Here is a 21452-nt window from a genome sequence, read left to right on the forward strand (position 1 = left end):
GTGCCTTTTCTGTTTTTGGCTGAAGCCTCTCGCCACATTTTGAGCTGGGCGTAAACAGGTCGAGGGATTGAGGCCTTGACGTTTGGCCGATGTGCGATTATGGCCGCGCTTCCATCAAAACCCCACGCGGGGCGACATATCCGGTGCCGGGCATGATGCCCTGTCACTCCCCCGCGGCGGCTCAACCGGAGGTTAGATACTATGGCGGCTCCCGTCGTTTCCATGGCGAATCTGCTCGAAGCAGGCGCCCATTTCGGTCACCAGACGCATCGCTGGAACCCGAAGATGAAACCCTACATCTTTGGTGAGCGCAACGGCGTCCACATAATCGATCTCAGCCAGACCGTGCCGCTGTTCGCCCGCGCGCTGGATTTCACCCGCGCTGCCGTGCAGCATGGCGGCAAAGTGCTGTTTGTCGGCACCAAGCGCCAGGCGCAGGATCCAATCGCCGAAGCAGCGCGTCGTTGCGGCCAGCATTATGTCAACCATCGCTGGCTGGGCGGCATGCTCACCAACTGGAAGACGATTTCGGGTTCGATCCGCAAGTTCAAGCAACTGGAGGAGACCCTGTCGGGCGACACCACCGGCTTCACCAAGAAGGAAGTGCTGAAGCTGACCCGCGCCCGCGACAAGTTCGAAGCGTCGCTGGGCGGCATCCGCGATATGGGCGGCCTTCCGGACGTGATCTTCATCATCGATGTCAACAAGGAAGAGCTGGCCGTCAAGGAAGCCAATGTGCTGGGTATCCCGGTGGTGGCGATCCTCGATACCAATACCGATCCGACCGGGATCGCCTTCCCGGTGCCGGGCAATGATGACGCCAGCCGCGCCATCCTGCTCTATGTCAACGCCATCGCCGATGCGGTGATCGATGCCCGCCAGGGCCGCGCGGCCGACATGGGCATCGATCTGGGCGCCATGGAAGAGGCTCCGGCCGAATATTTCGCCGACGAACCGGCGGTGATCGAAGCGGCCCCGATGTTGACTGAGGCGGCTGCCGATGATGAGGCAGCGGCCGAGGCACCGACGGCCTGAGCCTGCCCCATGTGACTGATGGGAGGCCGGGCGCACCCTGCGCCGGGCCTCTTGTCACACTGTTTTCATATTGGCGGCGCATGGCCCCGCCAACCCCAACGAACCAAAGGAGCATCCCATGGCTGATATCACTGCCGGCATGGTGAAGGATCTGCGCGACAAGACGGGCGCAGGCATGATGGATTGCAAGAAGGCCCTGGCTGAAACCGCAGGCGAAATGGAAGCCGCCATCGATTGGCTCCGTGCCAAGGGCCTGGCTTCAGCCGCCAAGAAGGCCGGCCGCACCGCGGCCGAAGGTCTGGTCGGCGTTGCCGTGTCGGGCACCAAGGGCGCTGCGGTCGAAGTGAACAGCGAGACCGATTTCGTCGCCAAGAACGAGATTTTCCAGGGCTTCGTGTCGACGGTGACCGGCTTGGCGCTGGCCACCGGCGTTGACGCGGCGGCGCTGGCGGATCTGCCCTATCCCGACAGCGAAACCAGCGTTGCCGAAAAGCTGACCGCCAATATCGCCACCATTGGCGAGCAGCAGGCGCTGCGCCGCACGGCGATCCTGGAAGTGAGCCAGGGCGTCGTGGCCTCTTATGTCCACAATGCCGTGGTGCCCGGCCTCGGCCGCATCGGCGTGCTGGTCGGCCTGGAATCGGCTGCCGACGCTGCCGTGCTGGAGCCGCTGGCCAAGCAGATCGCCATGCACGTCGCCGCGGCCAGCCCGCTGGCGCTCGATGAAGCCGGTCTTGATCCGGCGCTGATCGAGCGTGAGCGCGCCATCGCCCGCGAAAAGGCCGCCGGCAGCGGCAAGCCGGCCGACATCATCGAAAAGATGATCGAAGGCGGCGTGCGCAAGTTCGCCCAGGAAAGCGCGCTGATCACGCAGGTGTTCGTGATCGACGGCAAGACCAAGGTGGGTGATGTGGTTGCCGCCGCCGCCAAGACCGCCGGCACCGCCATCACGCTGAAGGGCTTTGTGCGCATGCAGCTTGGTGAAGGCATCGAGAAGCAGCAGAGCGATTTCGCCGCGGAAGTGGCGGCTGCAGCCGGCCTGTAATTTTCACGGACGCGTGTTTTGGGGGCGGGCAGGGGCAACCTTGCCCGCCCCTTTTTCTTGAGTGCGCTCCCAAACCCACGTCCAGGCCCTGGCCATCCACCGATTTTCGCAGCGTTGCGCTTGGCAGTCGCACCAACCGCCGCTAGTGACCCTGTAGTTTCCACAGCCGCAGAGACACATCGCACCATGCCCGGCTTCAAACGCATCCTCCTGAAGCTGTCCGGCGAAGTGCTGATGGGGCAGGGTGCCTATGGCATCGATCCCGAAGAAGCCGCCCGCATCGCCGGCGAAGTGAAGGCAGTGCATGATACCGGCGCCGAAATCTGCATCGTGGTGGGCGGCGGCAATATCTTCCGCGGGCTGGCGGCGGCGGCCAAGGGCTTCGACCGGGGCAGCGCCGATTATATGGGCATGCTGGCCACGGTGATGAACGCGCTGGCCATGCAGAATGCGCTGGAAAACATCGGTGTCGAAACCCGCGTGCAATCGGCGATCCCGATGCCCAGCGTGTGCGAGCCCTATATCCGCCGCCGGGCCGAGCGCCATTTGGAAAAGGGCCGCGTGGTGATCTTTGCCGCCGGCACCGGCAACCCGTTTTTCACTACCGACACCGGCGCGGCCTTGCGCGCCGCCGAAATGAACTGCGATGCCCTGTTCAAGGGCACCAGTGTCGATGGCGTCTATGATGCCGATCCCAAGCAGGTCGCCACCGCGCGCCGTTATGACAGCGTGAGTTTCTCGCGGGTGCTGGCGGACAATCTGAAGGTGATGGACGCCAGCGCGGTTTCGATGTGCCGCGACAACAACATTCCGATCATCGTGTTCTGCATCCGCGAACCCGGCATGTTGCTGTCGGTGCTGCGCGGTGAAGGCACGTCGACCATCGTGATAGGAGAAGGAGCGCCGCATGGCTGATTTCGCACCAGGCCCCTGGAAGGCCGATCTTGAGCGCCGCACGGCCGGCGCCGTTGACGCATTGAAGCATGATCTGGGCAGTTTGCGCACCGGCCGCGCCAACACCTCGTTGCTCGATACTGTGCATGTCGAGGTTTATGGCGCCAGCATGCCGCTGAGCCAGCTGGCGACCGTGACGGCGCCGGAAGCCCGCATGCTGAGCGTGCAGGTTTGGGACAAGAGCAATGTGACCCCGGTGGAAAAGGCCATTCGCGCCGCCGGCCTGGGCCTCAATCCGATCACCGATGGCCAGACGCTGCGCTTGCCGATCCCGGACATGACCGAGGAGCGCCGCAAGGAAATGGTCAAGCTGGCCGGCACCTATGCGGAAAAAGCCAAGATCGCCGCCCGCAATGTGCGCCGCGATGGCATGGAATCGCTGAAAGCCGCCGAAAAGAAGGGCAAGATCAGCCAGGATGAACAGAAGCGGCATGAAGCCGAGGTGCAGAAGATCACCGACAAAGCGATGACCGACATCGACGCCACGGTCACCGCCAAGGAAAAGGAAATCCTGGGCCGGTGAAGCCGGCAGCGGCCTCCTTGGCGGATGCCGGCACCGCATGCCGGCATCTGGCCATCATCATGGATGGCAACGGCCGCTGGGCCAAGGCCCGGCGTCTGCCGCGCATTGCCGGCCACCGCGAAGGCGTGGAGGCCGTGCGGCGCGTGGTGGAGGCCGCTCCCGATCTGGGGCTGGAAGTGCTGACGCTCTATGCCTTTTCCAGCGAGAACTGGAAGCGTCCGCAGGATGAAGTCACCGATTTGATGGGCCTGCTGAAACATTATGTGCGCAGCGAGATCGATGCCTTGCACAAGAATGGCGTGTGCCTGGATTTCATCGGCGATTGGCGCGCGCTGAAGCCCGATCTGGTGAATTTGCTGGAAGACGCGCGGGTGCGCACCGCCGGCAATTGCCGGCTGAAACTGGTGATGGCGTTGAACTATGGCGGCCAAAGCGAACTGCTGCGCGCTGCGCAGCGCCTGGCCGCCGACGTGGCGGCCGGGCGGCTCGATCCGAACGCGATCGGGTTGGACGCGCTGGAAAGCCGGCTCGACACGGCGGGCCTGCCGCCCCCCGATGCCGTGCTGCGCACATCGGGCGAGCTGCGCTTGTCGAATTTCTTGTTGTGGCAATCGGCCTATGCCGAATTTCTGATCACCGAGACGCTGTGGCCGGATTTCGATGGTCCGGCGCTGGCGCGGTCGCTGGATGAATTTGCACGCCGCGAACGGCGTTTCGGCGGGCGTTGAGCGCGGTGCAGCGCCAATTGCGTCAGCGGGTGATCACCGGCATCGCGCTGGTGACGGTGGCGGTGGCCGCCTTGTGGTCTGGCGGTGTGGCCTTTGCCGGGTTGGTGGCGGCGGCCGTGCTGGTGATGTTCAACGAATGGGCCGCGATGCACCGCTTGCCATCCATGCTGCGCCGGCTTGGCCTGGCGGTGGTGGGCGGCGCGGTCTGGGTCGCGGCAGTGATGGGCAATCCGGCCGAAGCACTGATGTTGCTGGGCGGCGGCGCCGGGCTGGGCGGCTTGTTTGCCGCTCGGCTCAAAAAGGGCACCGGCCGCGCCATGATGCTCGGCTTGCTCTATTGCGGGCTGCCGGCGGTGGCGCTGGTGTGGCTGCGCGGGTTGCCGTGGGGCTTTCATGCGACCCTGTTCGTGATGGCGGTGGTGTGGGGCGCTGATATCGCCGCCTATTTCACCGGGCGGGCCCTTGGTGGCCCGAAACTGGCGCCGGCGATCAGCCCGAACAAGACCTGGAGCGGCGCGGCCGGTGGCATCGCAGGGGCATTGATCGTGGCGGCTATCATGCTGGCGGTGTGGCCGGGCTATGCCAACATGGCCGGTGCACTGCGTTTGATGCCGCTGGCGGTGCCGCTGGCGATCCTGTCGATCATGGGTGATCTTTATCAAAGCAGCCTGAAACGCCGCGCCGGGGTGAAGGATAGCGGCACGATCTTGCCCGGCCATGGCGGTGTGATGGACCGGCTGGATGGGTTGGTACCGGTGGCCGTGGCCGGCGCGGCCGCATTTGCAGCAACGGGGTGGGCGGGATGACACGCAGCTTGACGATCCTGGGCGCCACCGGATCGGTGGGCAGCCAGGCGCTCGATCTGGTGGCGCGCAATCCCGGCCGTTGGCAGGTGGAGGCGCTGACCGCGGGCAGCGATATTGAAGGCCTTGCGCAGGCAGCGCGCAATTGCGGCGCGCGCTTTGCGGCGGTGGCCGATGTTGCCAAGGGCGCGGCGCTGAAGGAACTGCTGGCGGGCACCGGCATTGAATCCGCCGCGGGCGCCGACGCCGTGATCGAAGCGGCAGCGCGCGATGCCGAAATCGTCATCACTGCAGTGATGGGCGCGGTCGGGCTGGCGCCGACCATGGCGGCCGTGCGGCGCGGCGCGCAGATCGGTATCGCCAACAAGGAAACGCTGGTGTGCGCAGGCCCGGTGGTGACGGCCGCCGCCAAACAATATGGCGCAACGCTGTTGCCGGTGGATAGCGAGCATAACGCGATTTTCCAGGTGTTCCCGCATGATGATCCGTCGCAGGTCGAGCGCGTCATCCTCACCGCCAGCGGTGGCCCGTTCCGCAGTCGCAGCCGCGACACGCTGTGCGGGGTGAGCGTGGCGGACGCCTGCAAGCATCCGACGTGGAGCATGGGCGCCAAGATCAGCATCGACAGCGCCACCTTGATGAACAAGGGACTGGAACTGATCGAAGCGGCGCAACTTTTCCCGGTCGATATCGCCAGGCTGGATGTGATCGTCCACCCGCAATCGGTGATCCATTCGATGGTGGAATATGTCGATGGCAGCGTGCTGGCCCAGCTTGGCAGCCCCGACATGCGCATCCCGATTGCCTATGCCATGGGCTGGCCGGAACGCATTGCGACGCCGGCGGCACGGCTCGATTTCGCCCAGGTGGCCAATTTGACGTTTGAAGCGCCTGATCTGGAACGCTTTCCCTGCCTGGCGCTGGCCTGGGCGGCGATGCGTGCCGGCGGCAGTGCGCCATGCATTTTGAACGCCGCCAATGAAATTGCCGTGGCGGCGTTCATCAATGGGCAAGCAAGCTTCCTTGATATCGATGCCATCGTGGCGGAGACATTGAACATGGTGGCATCGGGACCGGTGACGACCCTGGAAGAGGTGGTGGCGATCGACGCCGCGGCGCGCACCGCTGCGCGCGGTCTTGTGGTGAGACGGGCCGCATGAACCCGATCGATTCGCTGCAACAACCGGGGCTGCTGTTCACCCTGGCCAGCTTCATCGCGATGATCGCGGTGCTGGTGGTGGTGCATGAAGGCGGGCATTATCTGGCCGGTCGCCTGTTTGACACCCGCATCGAAGCGTTCGGCGTCGGCTTCGGCCGGGAACTGATCGGCGTCACCGATCGGCGCGGGGTGCGCTGGCGCATCAACGCCATTCCGCTTGGCGGCTATGTGAAGTTCGTCGGCGACATGAACGAAGTCAGCCAGACCGATCCGTCGCTGATGAACCTGCCGGAGGGCGAGCGGCGCGGGCTGTTCGCCTTCCTGCCACTGTGGCAGCGTGCCATCATCGTCGCTGCCGGGCCGGCCATCAATTTCGTCTTTGCCATCGCGATTCTGGCGGTGTTCAACATGACACTCGGCCATCTTTCCAGCCCGCCGGTTGTGGCGCAGGTGCAGCCGGGCAGTGCGGCGGCGCGTGCCGGCATGCAGGCCGGTGACCGCGTGACGGCGGTGGATGGCGTTGGCGTCGAACGCTTTGAAGATGTGGTCAATCGGGTGATCACCGGCATCGGCAAGCCGGTGCGGCTTGATATCGAACGCGGTGGCGAAGCCCGCCAGATCACCATTGTGCCCGACATGGTCGAGGCAATCGACCGGTTCGGCAATGTCATCCGCCATCCGCGCCTCGGCCTCGCTCGCCCGGCCGAACAGGTGCAGATTGTTGGGCCGGTCGATGCCGTGCGCTGGGCAGCGATCGACACCTGGAGCATTACCCAGACCATCGGCCGCACGCTGCGCCAGGTGGTGATGGGCGAACGCAGTCTGAAGGAAATGGGCGGCCCGGTGAAGACCGCGCAGATCGCCGGGCAACAGGCCAGCCTGGGCCTGATCTCGGCCGTGGCATTCATGGCGTTCTTTTCCATCAACCTTGGCTTCATCAATCTGCTGCCCATCCCCACGCTGGACGGCGGACATCTTCTGCTCTACGGCATCGAGGCCGTGCGGCGGCAGCCTCTGGCAGAGCAGGTTCAGCAATGGGCCTTCATGTCGGGTTTTGCTGCGCTGATGTCGCTGATGGCGGTGCTCACCTGGCATGACATGAGTTCCCTTGGGGGCTCGGTCGGGGTGTTGGGCCGCATTGCCGGCTGGCTCGGTTGATGGCCGTACTGGAAACGCCACCGGGTCAACCGGGGCAATCGCGACTGGGACGACTGGTGGAGTTGATGCAGGGCAGTTCAAAGACAAGAGCGGCAGGGTTCGGCTGGCGGCGTCCGGCGGCGATGCTGCTGATGTCGACCGCGCTTGCCGGCCCCGCCCTGGCCCAGCAGCGCCCGCGTCCGCCCGCGCCGCAGCCTGCGCAGCCCTCGGCCGACGCCGAAGCCCGCGCCTTTGAAACGCGCGGCCAAGCGGCGCTGCCCGCCACCGCAGCAAATGTGGGCATCGTGCGCAGTGTCGTGGTGCGTGGCACTGAGCGGTTGGAGCCTGAAACCGTCCGCTCCTATCTCAATCTTGCCATTGGCGATCGCTATGATCGCGACGCACTCGATACCGCGCTGAAGGCGCTTTATGCCTCCGAACTGTTTGCCGATGCAACGATCCGCGACGACAATGGCGCGCTGACCGTTGAGGTGAAGGAAAATCCGGTGATCAACCGGATCATCATCGAAGGCGGCAAGCGGGTTAAGGAAGAAAAGATCCGCGAGGAAATCCGCCTGGCGCCGCGCCAGATTTTCACTCGCTCGAAGGCGCGTGCCGATCTGGGCCGCATCCTGGAACTGTATCGCCGAGGCGGGCGTTTTGCCGCCAGTGTCGAACCCAAGATCGTGCAGCTGGAACAGAACCGCGTCGATGTGGTGTTCGAAATCAACGAAGGCCCGAAATCCAAGATCCGCCAGATCAATATCCTTGGCAATGTGAAGTTCAAAGAAGGCCAGATCCGCAAGCAGATGGCCTCCAAACAGCAGCGCAGTTGGCGTTTCTTCACGTCGAACGATACCTATGATCCCGATCGCTTGGCGTATGACCAGCAGAAGTTGCGGCAATATTATTTGACCGAAGGCTATGCCGATTTCCGCGTCGCCTCGGTGGTGGCCGAACTCACGCCCGACAAGCGGGATTTCATTGTCACCTATGTGATCGAAGAAGGCGACCGCTACAAATTCGGCAAGGTCGATCTGAAATCCGATCTGCGTGACATCAAGCCCAAGGAGTTCCGTTCGATCATCCGTATCAAGGATGGTGACTGGTACAACGCGCAAGCCATTGAAAATACGGTGGAAGGTCTGTCGGAAACCGCTGGTCTGCTGGGTTATGCCTTTGCCGACGTCCGGCCGCAGTTCGACCGTGACAAGGAAAAGCTGCAGATGAACGTCACCTTCCAGATCGGGGAGGTGCCGCGCGTCTATGTCGAAAAAAATGCCATCAACGGCAATACCATCACGCATGACAATGTGATCCGCCGTGAATTCCGCCTAGCCGAAGGTGATGCCTTCAACTCGATCAAGGTCAAGCGTTCGAAAGATCGTCTGCTCGGTCTCGGCTTCTTCCAGGACAAGCTGGATATCGAACAAAAGCCGGGCACCACGCCTGACCGCATCGTGCTGGAAACCAATGTGCAGGAAAAGCCGACCGGCGAACTGCAATTGTCTGCCGGCTTCTCCAGCATCGAACGCTTCATTTTCTCGGCCAGCGTGCGCCAGCGCAATTTCCGCGGCCGCGGCCAGGAAATCCGGTTGTCGGGCAATATCTCCAGCTTCGCCCGATCGGTCGAAGCGGGCTTTACCGAGCCCTATCTGGGTGGTCGCAACCTGGCGCTGGGCTTTGACGTGTTCCGCCGTGATTTCCGTTCGTTCCGCTTCACCGGCAATAACACGCGCGACACCACCTACACGCAGGTATCGACGGGTTTCCAGATCCGCACCGGGTTTTCGATCACCGAATTCTGGGCCGCCTCGCTGCGCTATGGACTCAGCCGCGAAGAAACCGGGCTGGACCAGTCGGTGTTCTTTACCAACGGCGTCTGCGATCCGTTGCTCGCCGGGCGTTTCCTGTGCGAACAGATCGGCAATCGCACCGTTTCCACGGTCGGCTTTTCGCTGATCTACAACAGCTTGAACAATGTGCGGCTGCCATCGGCCGGGCAGCGCTTCACATTCAGTTCCGATGTCGCAGGTCTGCCGATCGGCATCAAGTTCATCACCACCCGCGCCAATTATGATTGGTTCACGCCGCTGTTCGGCACCGATTTCGTGCTGAATGTCGGCGCGGAAGGTGGTTATGTCACCGGCTATGGCGGGCAGGATGTGTTCCTCACCAACCGCTTCTTCCTGGGGCAGCCGCAGTTTCGTGGCTTCAACATCCGCGGCGTCGGTCCGCGCGTGCTGCGCCGTCCGCTCGATGCCACTGGCGGGATCGTGCAGGATCGCCGGCAGGCGCTGGATGATGCCCTGGGCGGCCGTGCCTATTATCTGGCGCGCGCCGAAATCCGCATTCCGCTGGGGTCTGCCGTGCAGGAACTGGGCATAAGGCCGTCGATCTTTGCCGATGTCGGCGCGCTGTGGAGCCTGAAGACGCCGTCGCTGACCTGCCAGAACGGGCCGACCATTGCGGCCCCGCGGTTGGCGGGCCAGACGGCGGCGTGCCTGCCGTCGGATGGGTTTTCGTCGGGTTTTGTCGAGGAATATCTGGGTAATACGCCCAAGCCGCGTGTTTCGGTGGGGATCGGGGTAAACTGGAATTCGCCGTTCGGGCCGTTCCGGTTTGACCTTGCCAAAGCCCTGGTCAAACAGCCAGGGGACGATCCACAATTATTCCAATTCAACGTAGGGACCGCGTTCTGATGAAAAAACTGCTGCTTGCTCTGGCACTCGCCGGGGCTTCCACCCAAGTTCTTGCCCAGCAACTGCCGGCGGCCGTCATCGTGACGGTGGACAATCAGGAAATGATTGCCGCCTCCGCCGCTGCCAAGGCTGCCCAGGCCGAGCTGAAGCCCAAGGGCGATCAGCTTGTCGCCCGGCTGAACCAGCTGCGCACCAGCCTGTCCGCCGAGGAAAAGACCCTGCGCGACACCCAGCCCCAGCAAGGTGCGGCCCCCGCCGCCATCACCGCCTGGCAAGCCAAGGTGAAGGATTTCGATACCCGCCGCCAGCAGGCCGACGCCGAACTGCAGCGCCGTCAGCAGGAAATCCAGGCCGCCGAGCAGTGGGTGATCAAGCAGATCACCGATGCCTCCACCCCCATCATCAGCACGATCATGCGCGAACGCGGCGCCAACATCGCTGTGGATGAACGGGTGACGTTGCAGCATGCCGCCGCTATCGACATCACCGCCGATGTGCTGGCCCGCCTCGACAAGGCGCTGCCGAAGGTGTCGGTCACGCCGCCGGCCGCACCGGCTGCGGGTGCCGCTGGTGCTGCGCCGGCGCCGGCGCCGGCCGCGCCGCCGCGCCGTTGATGTGCCGTTGAAGAGGGGGCTGATCCCGATGGCCGAGCCGATTGCGGTCAGCCCGATTGATGTGCGGGCGGTGATGGCGATGTTGCCCCACCGTTTCCCGATGTTGCTGGTTGACCGGGTGATCGATCTGATCCCCGGTCAATCCGCCACCGGCATCAAGGCGGTGACGATCAATGAACCGTTTTTTGCCGGGCATTTTCCGGCCCGGCCCATCATGCCCGGTGTGCTGATCATCGAGGCACTGGCGCAGACCGCTGGCGTGCTGGCCATCCATGGCGCGCGCGCCAAGGCGGCGGACGGGGAATATACAGACAAGCTCGTCTATTTCATGGCGATCGACAACGCCAAGTTCCGCGTGCCGGTGGAGCCGGGTTGCCTGCTGCACCTGAAAGTGGAACTGGTGCAGGATCGCGGCCGTATTGCCAAATTCACCGGCCGGGCCGAAGTCGATGGCAAATTGGTTGCAGAGGCCAACTTCACGGCGATGATTGCCGATCCCCCGGCCTGAAATCGGCCGGGGCACGCTTTTGTCCCGAATATCTGCATTGCATCGCCGCTGGCCAGCCCCATATTGCGCAGCGGAGACTTTGTGATGATCGTTGCCCTTGCCCTTGGCCTTGTGCTGTCCGCCAGCCAGTTTGCGGCCGATGCCGCCAAGGATGGCCCGCGCCCGGCGGTGACGAAATTGGTGGGCGGCGGCGACTGGCCGCGCGTGCTGGGCGCCATCCGCAACGGCGCGGCCGACTGGATCGCGCTCAGCCCGGAACTGGCGCGGGGCAGCGATGCCCAGCATGGCGCCGAATTGACCGCGGCCCTGGCCGCTGCCCTGCCGCGCGCGCCATCCGATGTGCTGGCGGTCGCCGATCCGCGCCGGTCGCCGGTGCTGGGCATTCAGGCGATTTGCAGCGCGCCGGCCGGCAGCCACAAGCCTGAAGCCAAGGCGCAATATCTGGCCGAGGCGCGCGAAGCGCTGGAATTGCTGCCCGATGTCGCCGCCATTGGTCGCGCCAAGACGGTGTGCCTCAAGGAACTGGCGCTGGCGGCGCCTTGACCGGTATCGTTTCCGGGCGGGTCGCCCACAGGCAGGCGGCCGCGATGATCAGCGCGCCGATGATTGTGGTGGGCGCCACCGGTTCGGCAAAGATCATCCAGCCCAGCAGTGCCGCCCACGGCAGGCCGGTGAACTCCATTACCGCCGAGGCTTGCGCTTCGAGATGGACATAGCCGCGCGCGATCAGCTGCACGCCGATGTTGCCGACCAGGCCCGTGCCAAGCATCAGTGCCAGATCGAAGGCACCAACCGGTCCGGCGCCGATCAGCGTGGGCGACAGGATCAGGGCAGGGACGGCCGCGGCCATCAAGGTGATGACCGTGGCGCCATCCGACGCGGCCCGGGCGCGCAGCACCAGCGCCGACAGCGCATAAAGGAACGCCGCGCCCACCGCCGCCGCCACCGCCAGTAGCCGTGTGCCAGCGAGATCCGGCACGCCACCGGCCGCCACCACTACCCCACCAAAACCGATCACCCCGGCCAGCACGAAGCGCGGCTGCATGCGCTCCTTCAGGAACAGCGCCGCCAGCGGCGGCACCAGCAAGGGGCCGACGAAGGCCAGGGTGAGCGCCAGCGCCAGCGACAGCAAGGTGAGCGCCCAGAAGAACAGCAGCGCCATCGCCGCGATTAACGACCCGCGCAGCAGATGCGCGCGCAGACCGCCGGGTGCGAGGCCGGGCCGGCCCTGCCATTGCCAGACGCCAAGGGCGATCAACACGCCGCTGCCATAACGCGCAAAGGTGGTGAGCGGCACGCCGTGGCGCAGCGCCAGATATTTGACCAGCGCATCCATCACGCACAGCGCCCCGATGCCGGCGGCAACTTGGACATAGGCAACAAGGCTGGAAGCGCGCGGCATGCGCCGGCCTTAACCGGCCGGGGCAGTCGCGTCTATCGGCCCAGTTTGCGGATCAGGCTGGCCGCCAGATAGAGCCGGCGCGGGATGGCATCGATCACCACATATTCTTCGGCGCTGCTGTGATAGCCAAAACCGGGCAAGCCCAGCGCTTCGAGCACCGGCACGCCAGCGCGGGCGGCAAAGCCGGCATCGGTGCCGCCACCCGTGCGCGGCAGCACCAACAGATCAGGCCCGCCGGCTTGTCTGTAAAGGGAACGGGCCCGCGCGATGAGTTTCAGGCCCGCGGCATCGGCGGTGAAGGCCGGGCGGTTGATCGCGACGCTGACGCTGATCCTGGTGCCGGGCACCGACGGGGTGGCCAGCCGGCGCTTCAGTTCGGCTTCGAACGCGCGCACATTGTCGTCGCTGATGTCGCGCAAATCGCCGATCAGAGTGATGTCGTCGGGAATCATGTTCCGGGCACCGCCATCTTGCGCCACCTGGGTCCAGTTGAAGCGGCGCTTGCCCTGGCCCAGATCAAGGTCCGTGGTGACGGCGATGACATGGGCGGCTTCCACCAGCGCATTATGGCCCAATTCAGGATTGTTGCCGGCGTGGGCGGCTTTGCCTTCGATGCGCACGGTAACGACATTGGTGCCGCTGGTGCCGGCGATCAGCCCTTCGGCCGGGGTGGCCAGCGTTGGTTCAAAGCTGAGCACCGCGGTCTGGCCACGCGCCAGTTCGGTGATGCGATCGCCGGAACCGATCGAACCAATTTCCTCATCCGGATTGAAGGCAACGGTAATCTGGCCATAATCATTCGGTTTCAACAGCTTCAGCACAGACAGGATCACCGCCGTGCCGCTCTTGTCGTCGGCGACCCCCGGCCCATAGGCCTTGCCATCGGCCACACGCCACGGCAATTCCGCCAGTTGGCCACGGGTGTAAACCGTATCGGTGTGCGACAGCAGCAGCAGGCGGCCCTTGCCGGTGCCGGTGAAGCGCCCGACGATGATATCGACGCGGGTGCCGGGCTTGCCCTTCACCCGCTCCACCTTGGCGCCCAGCGCGGTCAATTCGGATTCCAGCAGCGTGGCCGCCGTGGCGAGGCCTTCGGCATCATAGCTGCCGGATTCGATCTTCACCAGGCGCTCCAGCATGGCGAGCGTGGCCGGCGCTTCGGCCGCTGCCGCCTTTAGCAGCGCCGCATCCGGCTTGCCGACTGCCACCGGGGCTTGTCGCGGCAAGCCGGCAATTTGCGCCGAAACCGGTGCCGCGATGGCGGCAAGGCACAGCAACAACAAGGGCTTCATCGCATTCATGTTGGCATGCCTCACCTGGTTTCCTCGAACAATTCCCGGCCGATCAGATAGCGGCGGATTTCGGACGTGCCAGCGCCGATTTCATACAGCTTGGCATCGCGTAGCAGACGGCCGGTGGGATAATCGTTGATATAGCCATTGCCGCCCAGGCACTGGATCGCCTCCAGCGCCATCCAGGTGGCTTTTTCGGCGGTGTAGAGGATGCAGCCGGCGCTGTCCTTGCGGGTGGTTTCGCCGCGGTCGCAGGCTTGCGCCACCGCATAAGTGTAGGCGCGCGCCGTGGACAGCGCGACATACATGTCGGCCAACTTGCCCTGCATCAGCTGGAACGTGCCGATCGGCTGCCCGAACTGTTCGCGGTCATGGACATAAGGCACCACCACATCCATGCAGGCTTGCATGATGCCGATCGGCCCGGCGGCGAGCACGACCCGTTCATAATCGAGGCCCGACATCAGCACGCGGGCGCCATTGCCGACCCCGCCCAGCACATTCTCGGCCGGCACCGTGCAGTTTTCGAACAACAGCTCGCACGTGTCGCTCCCCCGCATGCCGAGCTTGTCGAGCTTCTGCGCGGTGGAGAAGCCGGCCATGGACTTTTCGATCAGGAAGGCGGTGACCCCCTTGCTGCCGGCGGCCGGGTCGGTCTTGGCATAGACCACCAGGGTTTCGGCATGCGGCCCGTTGGTGATCCACATCTTGTTGCCATTCAGCACATAATCGCCGTTGCCCTGGATGTCGGCGCGCAATTTCATGCCGATCACGTCGCTGCCCGCGCCCGGTTCGGACATGGCGAGGCTGCCCACGTGCGCGCCGCTGATCAGATCGGGCAGGTAGCGTGCCTTTTGCGCAGCGGTGCCCCAGCGCGCGATCTGGTTGATGCACAAATTGGTGTGCGCACCGTAAGACAGGCCGACACTGGCCGAGGCGCGCGAGATTTCCTCCACCGCCACGACATGGGCGAGATAGCCGAGGCCCGCGCCGCCATCGGCTTCCGGCACAGTGATGCCGTGCAGGCCGAGATCACCGAGCTTGGGCCACAGGTCGCGCGGGAAGGTGTTGGTCGCATCGATTTCAGCGGCGCGCGGCGCGATTTCGGCCGCCGCAAAGGCACGCACCGTATCGCGCAGCATCTCGATGGTGTCGCCATGATCGAAGCGCAACTGGCTGAGCATCTGGGTGGTCCTTTGCTTGTCGTGGCTCTGTTCTAGACAGGATTGCCGGGTCGTTGAACCCATCATCGCCTTGCCTGCCGGCATCCGGCTGGAGATGCACCCCGCGGTCCATGCGAATCGGGCCGGCAGTTTTGACAGATTTGACGAATGCGGCGGGATTACGCCTTGATTTGCTTGCATAATCTAAAAACGGACGCATTCCGGGTTGCGCCATGAACAAAATTCCGGAGCCTGCCATGATGACAGGTTGCGGCGGCGTAGGACAGGCCAGGGCCGCTGCAACGATGGCGGCTGCCGAGCGCGATTGAAACATCCCCATCTCGGGATTGACGCAAAGGTTTGTTGTGTATAGACAACGAATCATGGCTCCTGACAACGAAGCCCTGCACAATCGCCTCGCCCTGTTCCGGGCCGAGGCCGGCCTGTCGCGCAAGGATCTGGCCGAACAGGTCGGCGTCAACCCGCAGACCATCGGCTTTCTGGAACGCGGCCAATACGGCCCCAGCCTGGAACTCGGCCTGCGCCTGGCCCGGGTGTTCGGGGTGCCGGTGGAGACGCTGTTCAGCCTGGAACCGTTCACGCCGCTGGCGGAATCGCTGGCCGCGCCGCGCCTGATCGAAGGAGGTCGCCGATGAGTTCACGACACAAGGGTCGGTCCTTTGAGGCGTCATGGTGGCGGCTCGATCTGTCGCGCAGCCAGTTGCGGCTATTGTCGCTGATTGCCGTCGCCGGCATCGTCGGGGGCTTTCTTGTGCCACTGATTGCACCTGATTTGCTGCCCCGTTGGCTGGCGTCCGCGCTGCGCACTGTGGGATACATTATGGCGTTGCGATTTGCCGCTCAGGGTCCCGTGGCGTTCCCGGGTCAGCCCGGCGAACTGGATGAGCGTGAGCTGGCGGAACGCGCACGCGCCTTGGCCATCAGCTACTGGGTGATGATGTTTGGCTTCGGCGCTGTGATGATGTGGCTTGTTACAAGCTTCTTGTGGGAACCCTGGTCGCCCAATGCCGTCGAGGCGATGTTGCTCGGCTGGGGTGTGTTCTGGCTGTTGGTCTTGCTGCCGGGCATGCTGCTGGTCTGGCGCCCCAGCCCGTCGGATGGGGATGATTGAGCGGTGCGCGAGCGCGACACATCACCGACACCATTGACAAGCTATCGAGTGGGAGGCCGCCGATGAGTGTACGGCAAACTGCACCCGGGAAGCCTGCGCAGCCATGGACGTGGAATCTTCCGAGTCCACGGGTGCGGGTGCTGTCGAGCATCGCAATCATCTGTCTAGTGGCCGGTACGGCTGGCAAGTTGATCGCGGCGGCCGGCGCTTACAGCCTGTTGTGGGGAACATTGCACGGTGTCGGATTCTGCCTTGCGGCGATGATCATGGTCACTTCGCCTGGCTGGCGCGCTGCCAAGGCTGGCGAACTTGATGAGCGGCAGCGAGCCGAACGCACATTGGCGCTGTCGCTAAGCTACCGCGCTGCGGTGCTGTGCCTGATGGTGATGTCGCTCTGGCTGAACCGTGCAGATTCCTGGCAGCTTTGGCTGCCTGTCGTGGACCAAGCGCGGGCGCTGCTGACGGGAATGGTTTGGCTGCTGGTCATGCTGCCAAACACCATCCTCGCCTGGCGGGACACCAATGATGAAAATGAGGAGTGAGTTATGGAACGGACGAATCCCATGAACGCCCCCCTGAAGCTCAGCCGGCGCAGCGCGCGCATCCTGTCTGTGTTGGTGCTCGCGGGCCTCGGCATCGGCTATCTCGGCGGTGCGATTGCCAGCGGGCCGGATGGCGATCAGCCGGTGGTGTTCACCCTGCTGCGGCTGCTCGGCCTGCTGAGCGCGCTGGCGCTGTTCATCGAAACGCGCGGGCAGATGGCCCAGTCCAATGATGCGATGCTGGATGAACGCGAACGGGGCTTGCGCGACCAGTCCTACCGGCTGACCCACCAGATCATGGTGGCGTTGATGTTCGGCTTTTTCCTCTGGTCGATCCTTGCCAAGTTCATCGGTGGCTGGATGCCGGATCAGGAACAGGCCCTCGATCTGCTCAGCGGCTTTGCGATCGCGTCGCTGGCCCTGCCGGGCATCATCATGGCCTGGCGGGAGATACCGGAGGCCGACGCGGATTGAGCCCGTTCAGACGGCAGCGACCAGCGTGAGGCTGCGGCTGTCGACGATCCGGCCAAGCGCCGCCAGCGGCTGGCCATCCGGTTGCACGGGGCGATGGGCGGCGCGGATGGCCTCGAAGGCGCTGCGCACCGCATCATAGCCAGAAGGCGTGGTGTAGCCGACCTGCACCACCACATCCCACGCCGCGCCATAGGCGGGATCGGCGCGCAGCAGGCGGGCGTGGGCAAACAGGCCTTGCGCCACGGCGATGCGATCCATGGCCAGCCAGTTTGCCTCAAGGAAGCGCAGCAGCGCAGCCGGATCGGCGCCTGCGGCTTTCAGGAAGCTCCATTCCTCAACGGCAATGGCAGGCGCCGGCGCAGCGAGGGCCGTGACGGGCAGGCCGAGCGCCATGGCCGTCAGCAACCCGCGCCGGGCGATCACGCGATCTCCACCAGCAGCATGCCGTCGTTGACCTGATCACCGACCGCGATGTGCAGCGCCTGCACGGTGCCGGCGGTTCGCGCGAGCAGGCGATGCTCCATCTTCATCGCCTCCAGCACCAGCAGCCGGTCACCCTCGGCCACGGTCTGGCCCGGCGCCACATCGACGCTGAGCACGCGGCCCGGCATCGGCGCATGCACATGGGCCTGGCCGCTGGCGGTGCTGGCGCGGCGCGGTGGACGGGTGCCGAGCTGCCAGCTCTGCCCGGCCAACCGCACATCGACGCCATTGTTTCCCGGCACCACCGTGGCGGGCAGCAGGCGGCCCCCCAGATCGACCATCAAGCCAAATTCGCTTGTCCGCCGCGCCGTGACTTCGCCGATGCCGGCCAGACCGCCGATGCGCCAGCGATCTTGCCCCACCGCGCGCAGGTTGATGTCGTGCCGCACATCCTGCCACCAGAGTTGCACCTGGGTTTGGGTCGGCAGGTTGATGCGGATCGGCAGCCGTTCGAACATTGTGGCCGGGGCAGACGCCGGCAATCCAACCCCCAGCGCCGCCACCAGCAGCACTGGCGGCGGGCACAGGGTGGCCGCGCCCAGATCGGCGGCATGGCGGGCGATGAAGCCGGTATCGACATCGCCGGCACGAAAACGCGGGTGATCAGCCAGCCGCGCCAGAAACGCCCGGTTCGATTTCAGCCCATCGACAATGGTGGCATCCAGCGCGCCGACCAGCCGATCAATGGCCTGGGCGCGGCTGGCACCATGGGCGATCACCTTGGCGATCATCGGATCATAATCCAGCCCGATGCGGCTGCCGGGCTCGACTCCGGTATCGATGCGTACACCCGCCCCGGCGCCAAACACCAGCCGGCTGAGCGTGCCGGTGGCGGGCAGAAAACCGCTGTCCGGGTCTTCGGCATACAGCCGCGCTTCCACTGCATGGCCGGTGATCGTCAATTCGTCCTGCCGTTTCGGCAACGGCTCGCCGCGCGCGACGCGGATCTGCCATTCCACCAAATCTTCGCCGGTAATGCATTCGGTGACCGGATGTTCCACCTGCAGGCGGGTGTTCATTTCCATGAAGTAGAAGGCCGGATCACCCGCCGCGTCGATGGTGTCGAGATCGAGGATGAACTCCACCGTGCCGGCGCCGGCATAGGCGATGGCATGGGCGGCGGTGACGGCGGCAACGCCCAGCGTGTGGCGCAGCCGATCGGACAGGCCGGGGGCGGGGGCCTCCTCGATCACCTTCTGGTGGCGGCGTTGCAGCGAACAATCGCGCTCGAACAGGTGGACGGCATTGCCGTGGCTGTCGGCGAACAATTGCACTTCGACATGGCGGGGGCGTTGGATCAGCTTTTCCAGCATCACTTGCCCGTTGCCGAAGGCGGTTTCGCCTTCCCGCTGGGCGGCCATCAACGCGTCCTGAAATTCGGCCGCGCTGTGCACGGCACGCATGCCCTTGCCGCCGCCGCCGGCCACCGCCTTGATCAGCAATGGGAAGCCGACGCCTTCAGCGGCCTTTTGCAGGCGCACCAGGGATTGGTCATTGCCCTGGTAACCCGGCGTGATCGGCACGCCGGCTTTCTTCATGGCGGCCTTGGCGGTGTCTTTCAGGGCCATCACCCGCATCGCGGCTTCGGGCGGGCCGATGAAGATCAGGCCGGCCTGGTGCAGTGCATGGGCGAAATCGGCATTTTCACTGAGGAAGCCATAGCCGGGGTGGACCGCATCGGCGCCGGTGCGCTTGGCCGCCGCGATGATGGCGTCCATGTCCAGATAGGCGCGTGCGCCCGGCAGTGGCACCGCCTGGCCGGCTTCGCGCACGAAGGGGGCATCGGCATCGGCGGCACTGTGCACGGCGACGGTCGCGATGCCCATGCGGTGCGCGGTGCGGATGATGCGGCGGGCGATTTCGCCGCGATTGGCGATGAGGATCTTATGCATGGATCGTCTCCGTCACCGGCCGTTCGCCCAGCACCTCGATGAAGCGCAGCAGATAGCCGTCTGGATCGCACACCAGCAACTGGCGCTGGCCGTGCTCGACGGCGCCGGCGCGATACCAGGCGGTCTCGGCGGGCCGGAACAGCGTGATGCCGGCGGTGGCGAGGGCTGATTCCAGCGCCGCCAGTGAATCCACCTCGATCTGGAAATTGATGCCGCGTCCGTAGGGAGGTTCCGGCGGCGCGGTCTGCCAATCGCTGGGCCCCTGTTCCAGCATCAGCTGCGCCCGGCCCTGCGCCAGATAGGCAAAGCCGGGGCGCCGATAGCAGATCGCAAAGCCGCAATGGCTCGTGTAGAACTGCAGCGAGCGCGCCAGGTCGGAACAGACGAGTTCCGGTACCAGCGCGGCCCACCCGCCGGGCGGCGGAGTATCGGGTTCTGCTGCTATCACTTCGGCGGGCAGCCTTTGGGATCGGCGGTCCAGGCGAAGCTGGTCAGCAGCCATTGGCCGTCGATCTTGCTCCAGCCGAAGCTGTCGATGCCGCAATGAATGCGCTTGCCGTCGATATCCAGCGTGTACGGCCCCCAGACATGGGCGAAATCGCGGGTGAGTTCGATCCTGGGCTTCACCAGATATTCCTCGAACTTGCGCGGTGGCGCGGCCCGGAAATTGTCGAACAATTGCTGGCGGGTCAGGGTGCGGAAGGCGGACGGCTTGTCGGGCGGGAAGTTCAGGATCTGGATGGTCAGGGTGGGGTGCGTCATCGCCTCGGCGGCATTCGGATTGTTGCTGTTCAGGGCAGCCATGAAGGCGTTGGTGGCAGCCAGCACGTCGTCCTTCGGCCCGGCGAAGGCTGGTACGGCGAGCAGCAGTGCGGCGGCGAAAACGGCTCTCATTCCTGTACCCATGACGGTGTCCCCTTGCTCAGGAAGGCGTTGATGCCTTCGCGGCCTTCATTGCTCACCCGGCGCGCAGCGATGCGGCGGGCGGTTTCCTCGCGCAGATCGTCGGTGATCGGCTGGTCGGCAAAATCCAGCGCCAGGCGCTTGGCGTCGGCGACGGCTTGCGGCGCGGCCTGGCCGATATGGGTCAGCCAGTGCGCCACTACGGCGTCCGCAGCGTCGGCGTCTTCGGCGACTTCATCGACCAGCCCCATGGCCTGGGCCTGTTCGGCCGTGAAGGCTTCGGCGGTCAGGAACCAGCGCCGCGCCGCCGCGCCGATCTTGGCAATCACGAAGGGCGAAATGGTGGCCGGCGTCAGGCCCAGCCGCACTTCGGACAGGCGGAACTGCGTGCCGTCGATGGCCACGGCCATGTCGGCACACGCCACCAGCCCGACGCCGCCGCCCGTCACATGGCCATGCGCCACCACGATCACCGGCTTGGCGCAATTGTTGATGGCGGCCAGCATGTCCGACAGGCGCAGGGCATCGGCCTGGTTCTCCGCTTCGCTCCAGCTGGCGGCGGCGCGCATCCAATCGAGATCGGCACCGGCCGAAAAGCTCTTGCCGGCGCCGCTGAGGATGATGGCGCGCACATCGGCCACGTCGGACAGGCGGGTGAACGCCTCGGTCAGCGCCGCGATCAGATCGGCGTTGAAGGCGTTGTGCCGCTCCGGCCGGTTCAGCGTCAGCCGGGCGATGCCGCGGTCGTCCAATTCCAATATCAGCATTGATGCTGTGCTCATGGCTGGGACAACCACAGCTTCCCTTCCTTCGTTAATCGAAAGAGTAGGACGCCACGGATCGATTGAGCTTCTAAAATTGGAGGACTGGCTAGGGTCATCGCCTTGATAACTCCTTTGTCCGGGCGGCGACTGTCGCGCTTTTTATTGAAACGGAACATCGCTGGAAAAGATATACCGTC

General features: G+C 64.7%; 24 protein-coding genes. 16 read left to right on the forward strand and 8 right to left on the reverse strand.

All coding sequences use genetic code 11. The features are described 5' to 3' along the window. Positions 1 to 201 precede the first annotated feature (201 nt). The 12 genes from rpsB (at position 202) to AC6UUM_RS08920 (ending at position 11751) form a co-directional block, all read left to right on the forward strand. Positions 202 to 1035 carry a 30S ribosomal protein S2 gene (rpsB, locus tag AC6UUM_RS08865; protein ID WP_500801923.1) on the forward strand — a complete coding sequence of 278 codons (834 nt, stop codon included), beginning with the start codon at positions 202 to 204 and terminating at the stop codon, positions 1033 to 1035. Between the two features lie 118 nt (positions 1036 to 1153). Next, positions 1154 to 2080 carry a translation elongation factor Ts gene (gene tsf, locus AC6UUM_RS08870; RefSeq protein WP_500801924.1) on the forward strand — a complete coding sequence of 309 codons (927 nt, stop codon included), beginning with the start codon at positions 1154 to 1156 and terminating at the stop codon, positions 2078 to 2080. 186 nt (positions 2081 to 2266) lie between these two features. Further along, positions 2267 to 2995 (forward strand): UMP kinase, encoded by a 729-nt coding sequence (gene pyrH / locus AC6UUM_RS08875; protein ID WP_500801925.1) that lies wholly within the window; start codon positions 2267 to 2269, stop codon positions 2993 to 2995. Further along, positions 2988 to 3557, forward strand: a complete 570-nt coding sequence (frr, locus tag AC6UUM_RS08880) for a ribosome recycling factor (protein ID WP_500801926.1) — start codon at positions 2988 to 2990, stop codon at positions 3555 to 3557. Before pyrH ends, frr begins: the two co-directional genes overlap by 8 nt. Further along, positions 3554 to 4285 (forward strand): isoprenyl transferase, encoded by a 732-nt coding sequence (locus AC6UUM_RS08885; RefSeq protein WP_500801927.1) that lies wholly within the window; start codon positions 3554 to 3556, stop codon positions 4283 to 4285. The genes frr and AC6UUM_RS08885 overlap by 4 nt, the downstream gene beginning before the upstream one ends. A gap of 5 nt (positions 4286 to 4290) precedes the next feature. Next, a complete protein-coding gene (locus AC6UUM_RS08890; protein WP_500801928.1) occupies positions 4291 to 5091 on the forward strand; it encodes a phosphatidate cytidylyltransferase in 801 nt (266 codons plus the stop codon). Next, positions 5088 to 6248, forward strand: a complete 1161-nt coding sequence (locus AC6UUM_RS08895; RefSeq protein ID WP_500801929.1) for a 1-deoxy-D-xylulose-5-phosphate reductoisomerase — start codon at positions 5088 to 5090, stop codon at positions 6246 to 6248. Before AC6UUM_RS08890 ends, AC6UUM_RS08895 begins: the two co-directional genes overlap by 4 nt. Continuing rightward, on the forward strand, positions 6245 to 7405 hold the full coding sequence (gene rseP / locus AC6UUM_RS08900) for an RIP metalloprotease RseP (RefSeq protein ID WP_500801930.1): 1161 nt from the start codon (positions 6245 to 6247) through the stop codon (positions 7403 to 7405). The genes AC6UUM_RS08895 and rseP overlap by 4 nt, the downstream gene beginning before the upstream one ends. A 65-nt stretch (positions 7406 to 7470) precedes the next feature. Then, a complete protein-coding gene (gene bamA, locus AC6UUM_RS08905) occupies positions 7471 to 10086 on the forward strand; it encodes an outer membrane protein assembly factor BamA (RefSeq protein ID WP_500804939.1) in 2616 nt (871 codons plus the stop codon). Further along, positions 10086 to 10700 carry an OmpH/Skp family outer membrane protein gene (locus AC6UUM_RS08910; protein ID WP_500801931.1) on the forward strand — a complete coding sequence of 205 codons (615 nt, stop codon included), beginning with the start codon at positions 10086 to 10088 and terminating at the stop codon, positions 10698 to 10700. The genes bamA and AC6UUM_RS08910 overlap by 1 nt, the downstream gene beginning before the upstream one ends. Before the next feature lie 28 nt (positions 10701 to 10728). Beyond that, positions 10729 to 11208, forward strand: a complete 480-nt coding sequence (fabZ, locus tag AC6UUM_RS08915; RefSeq protein WP_500801932.1) for a 3-hydroxyacyl-ACP dehydratase FabZ — start codon at positions 10729 to 10731, stop codon at positions 11206 to 11208. Positions 11209 to 11292: 84 nt separating this feature from the next. Next, positions 11293 to 11751, forward strand: a complete 459-nt coding sequence (locus AC6UUM_RS08920; protein ID WP_500801933.1) for a hypothetical protein — start codon at positions 11293 to 11295, stop codon at positions 11749 to 11751. On the opposite strand, the gene AC6UUM_RS08925 is transcribed toward AC6UUM_RS08920, so the two are convergent. The 3 genes from AC6UUM_RS08925 to AC6UUM_RS08935 are packed head-to-tail and all read right to left on the reverse strand — an operon-like array spanning position 11723 to position 15086. After that, positions 11723 to 12610 (reverse strand): EamA family transporter, encoded by an 888-nt coding sequence (locus AC6UUM_RS08925; RefSeq protein ID WP_500801934.1) that lies wholly within the window; start codon positions 12608 to 12610, stop codon positions 11723 to 11725. The genes AC6UUM_RS08920 and AC6UUM_RS08925 overlap by 29 nt on opposite strands. Before the next feature lie 32 nt (positions 12611 to 12642). After that, positions 12643 to 13911, reverse strand: a complete 1269-nt coding sequence (locus tag AC6UUM_RS08930) for a glutamate carboxypeptidase (protein WP_500801935.1) — start codon at positions 13909 to 13911, stop codon at positions 12643 to 12645. 11 nt (positions 13912 to 13922) lie between these two features. Then, positions 13923 to 15086, reverse strand: coding sequence for an isovaleryl-CoA dehydrogenase (locus AC6UUM_RS08935; protein WP_500801936.1), 1164 nt, complete (start codon positions 15084 to 15086; stop codon positions 13923 to 13925). 362 nt (positions 15087 to 15448) lie between these two features. Between AC6UUM_RS08935 and AC6UUM_RS08940 the strand changes: the two genes are divergently transcribed. The 4 genes from AC6UUM_RS08940 to AC6UUM_RS08955 all read left to right on the forward strand — a co-directional run bounded on the left by AC6UUM_RS08940 (position 15449) and on the right by AC6UUM_RS08955 (position 17213). After that, a complete protein-coding gene (locus AC6UUM_RS08940) occupies positions 15449 to 15721 on the forward strand; it encodes a helix-turn-helix transcriptional regulator (protein WP_500801937.1) in 273 nt (90 codons plus the stop codon). A 74-nt stretch (positions 15722 to 15795) separates the two neighbouring features. Then, a complete protein-coding gene (locus AC6UUM_RS08945) occupies positions 15796 to 16197 on the forward strand; it encodes a hypothetical protein (protein WP_500801938.1) in 402 nt (133 codons plus the stop codon). Between the two features lie 137 nt (positions 16198 to 16334). Further along, entirely contained in the window at positions 16335 to 16739 is a 405-nt protein-coding gene (locus AC6UUM_RS08950) for a hypothetical protein (protein ID WP_500801939.1), read from the forward strand. A 21-nt stretch (positions 16740 to 16760) separates the two neighbouring features. Then, positions 16761 to 17213, forward strand: coding sequence for a hypothetical protein (locus tag AC6UUM_RS08955; protein WP_500801940.1), 453 nt, complete (start codon positions 16761 to 16763; stop codon positions 17211 to 17213). Positions 17214 to 17219: 6 nt separating this feature from the next. Here AC6UUM_RS08955 and AC6UUM_RS08960 read toward each other — a convergent pair whose 3' ends face one another. The 5 genes from AC6UUM_RS08960 to AC6UUM_RS08980 are packed head-to-tail and all read right to left on the reverse strand — an operon-like array spanning position 17220 to position 21273. After that, positions 17220 to 17636: a hypothetical protein gene (locus AC6UUM_RS08960; RefSeq protein WP_500801941.1), complete on the reverse strand. Its 417-nt coding sequence runs from the start codon at positions 17634 to 17636 to the stop codon at positions 17220 to 17222. After that, a complete protein-coding gene (locus AC6UUM_RS08965; RefSeq protein ID WP_500801942.1) occupies positions 17633 to 19588 on the reverse strand; it encodes an acetyl/propionyl/methylcrotonyl-CoA carboxylase subunit alpha in 1956 nt (651 codons plus the stop codon). Before AC6UUM_RS08965 ends, AC6UUM_RS08960 begins: the two co-directional genes overlap by 4 nt. Continuing rightward, a complete protein-coding gene (locus AC6UUM_RS08970; protein WP_500801943.1) occupies positions 19581 to 20036 on the reverse strand; it encodes a bleomycin resistance protein in 456 nt (151 codons plus the stop codon). The genes AC6UUM_RS08965 and AC6UUM_RS08970 overlap by 8 nt, the downstream gene beginning before the upstream one ends. Beyond that, positions 20033 to 20482, reverse strand: a complete 450-nt coding sequence (locus AC6UUM_RS08975; RefSeq protein ID WP_500801944.1) for a nuclear transport factor 2 family protein — start codon at positions 20480 to 20482, stop codon at positions 20033 to 20035. The genes AC6UUM_RS08970 and AC6UUM_RS08975 overlap by 4 nt, the downstream gene beginning before the upstream one ends. Then, positions 20479 to 21273: an enoyl-CoA hydratase-related protein gene (locus tag AC6UUM_RS08980; protein ID WP_500801945.1), complete on the reverse strand. Its 795-nt coding sequence runs from the start codon at positions 21271 to 21273 to the stop codon at positions 20479 to 20481. The genes AC6UUM_RS08975 and AC6UUM_RS08980 overlap by 4 nt, the downstream gene beginning before the upstream one ends. Between the last annotated feature and the right edge of the window lie 179 nt (positions 21274 to 21452).

Source organism: Sandarakinorhabdus sp., from assembly GCF_987265915.1.

Excerpts from the sequence above, each read along its gene's own strand:
- AC6UUM_RS08955 (WP_500801940.1), top strand. The coding sequence starts at position 16,761 with ATGAACGCCCCCCTGAAGCTCAGCCGGCGCAGCGCGCGCATCCTGTCT.
- rpsB (WP_500801923.1), top strand. The coding sequence starts at position 202 with ATGGCGGCTCCCGTCGTTTCCATGGCGAATCTGCTCGAAGCAGGCGCC.
- AC6UUM_RS08940 (WP_500801937.1), top strand. The coding sequence starts at position 15,449 with ATGGCTCCTGACAACGAAGCCCTGCACAATCGCCTCGCCCTGTTCCGG.
- bamA (WP_500804939.1), top strand. The coding sequence starts at position 7,471 with ATGCAGGGCAGTTCAAAGACAAGAGCGGCAGGGTTCGGCTGGCGGCGT.
- AC6UUM_RS08935 (WP_500801936.1), bottom strand. The coding sequence starts at position 15,086 with ATGCTCAGCCAGTTGCGCTTCGATCATGGCGACACCATCGAGATGCTG.
- frr (WP_500801926.1), top strand. The coding sequence starts at position 2,988 with ATGGCTGATTTCGCACCAGGCCCCTGGAAGGCCGATCTTGAGCGCCGC.
- AC6UUM_RS08925 (WP_500801934.1), bottom strand. The coding sequence starts at position 12,610 with ATGCCGCGCGCTTCCAGCCTTGTTGCCTATGTCCAAGTTGCCGCCGGC.
- tsf (WP_500801924.1), top strand. The coding sequence starts at position 1,154 with ATGGCTGATATCACTGCCGGCATGGTGAAGGATCTGCGCGACAAGACG.
- AC6UUM_RS08965 (WP_500801942.1), bottom strand. The coding sequence starts at position 19,588 with ATGCATAAGATCCTCATCGCCAATCGCGGCGAAATCGCCCGCCGCATC.
- AC6UUM_RS08920 (WP_500801933.1), top strand. The coding sequence starts at position 11,293 with ATGATCGTTGCCCTTGCCCTTGGCCTTGTGCTGTCCGCCAGCCAGTTT.
- AC6UUM_RS08895 (WP_500801929.1), top strand. The coding sequence starts at position 5,088 with ATGACACGCAGCTTGACGATCCTGGGCGCCACCGGATCGGTGGGCAGC.
- pyrH (WP_500801925.1), top strand. The coding sequence starts at position 2,267 with ATGCCCGGCTTCAAACGCATCCTCCTGAAGCTGTCCGGCGAAGTGCTG.
- fabZ (WP_500801932.1), top strand. The coding sequence starts at position 10,729 with ATGGCCGAGCCGATTGCGGTCAGCCCGATTGATGTGCGGGCGGTGATG.
- AC6UUM_RS08930 (WP_500801935.1), bottom strand. The coding sequence starts at position 13,911 with ATGAATGCGATGAAGCCCTTGTTGTTGCTGTGCCTTGCCGCCATCGCG.
- AC6UUM_RS08975 (WP_500801944.1), bottom strand. The coding sequence starts at position 20,482 with ATGAGAGCCGTTTTCGCCGCCGCACTGCTGCTCGCCGTACCAGCCTTC.
- AC6UUM_RS08910 (WP_500801931.1), top strand. The coding sequence starts at position 10,086 with ATGAAAAAACTGCTGCTTGCTCTGGCACTCGCCGGGGCTTCCACCCAA.
- AC6UUM_RS08980 (WP_500801945.1), bottom strand. The coding sequence starts at position 21,273 with ATGAGCACAGCATCAATGCTGATATTGGAATTGGACGACCGCGGCATC.
- rseP (WP_500801930.1), top strand. The coding sequence starts at position 6,245 with ATGAACCCGATCGATTCGCTGCAACAACCGGGGCTGCTGTTCACCCTG.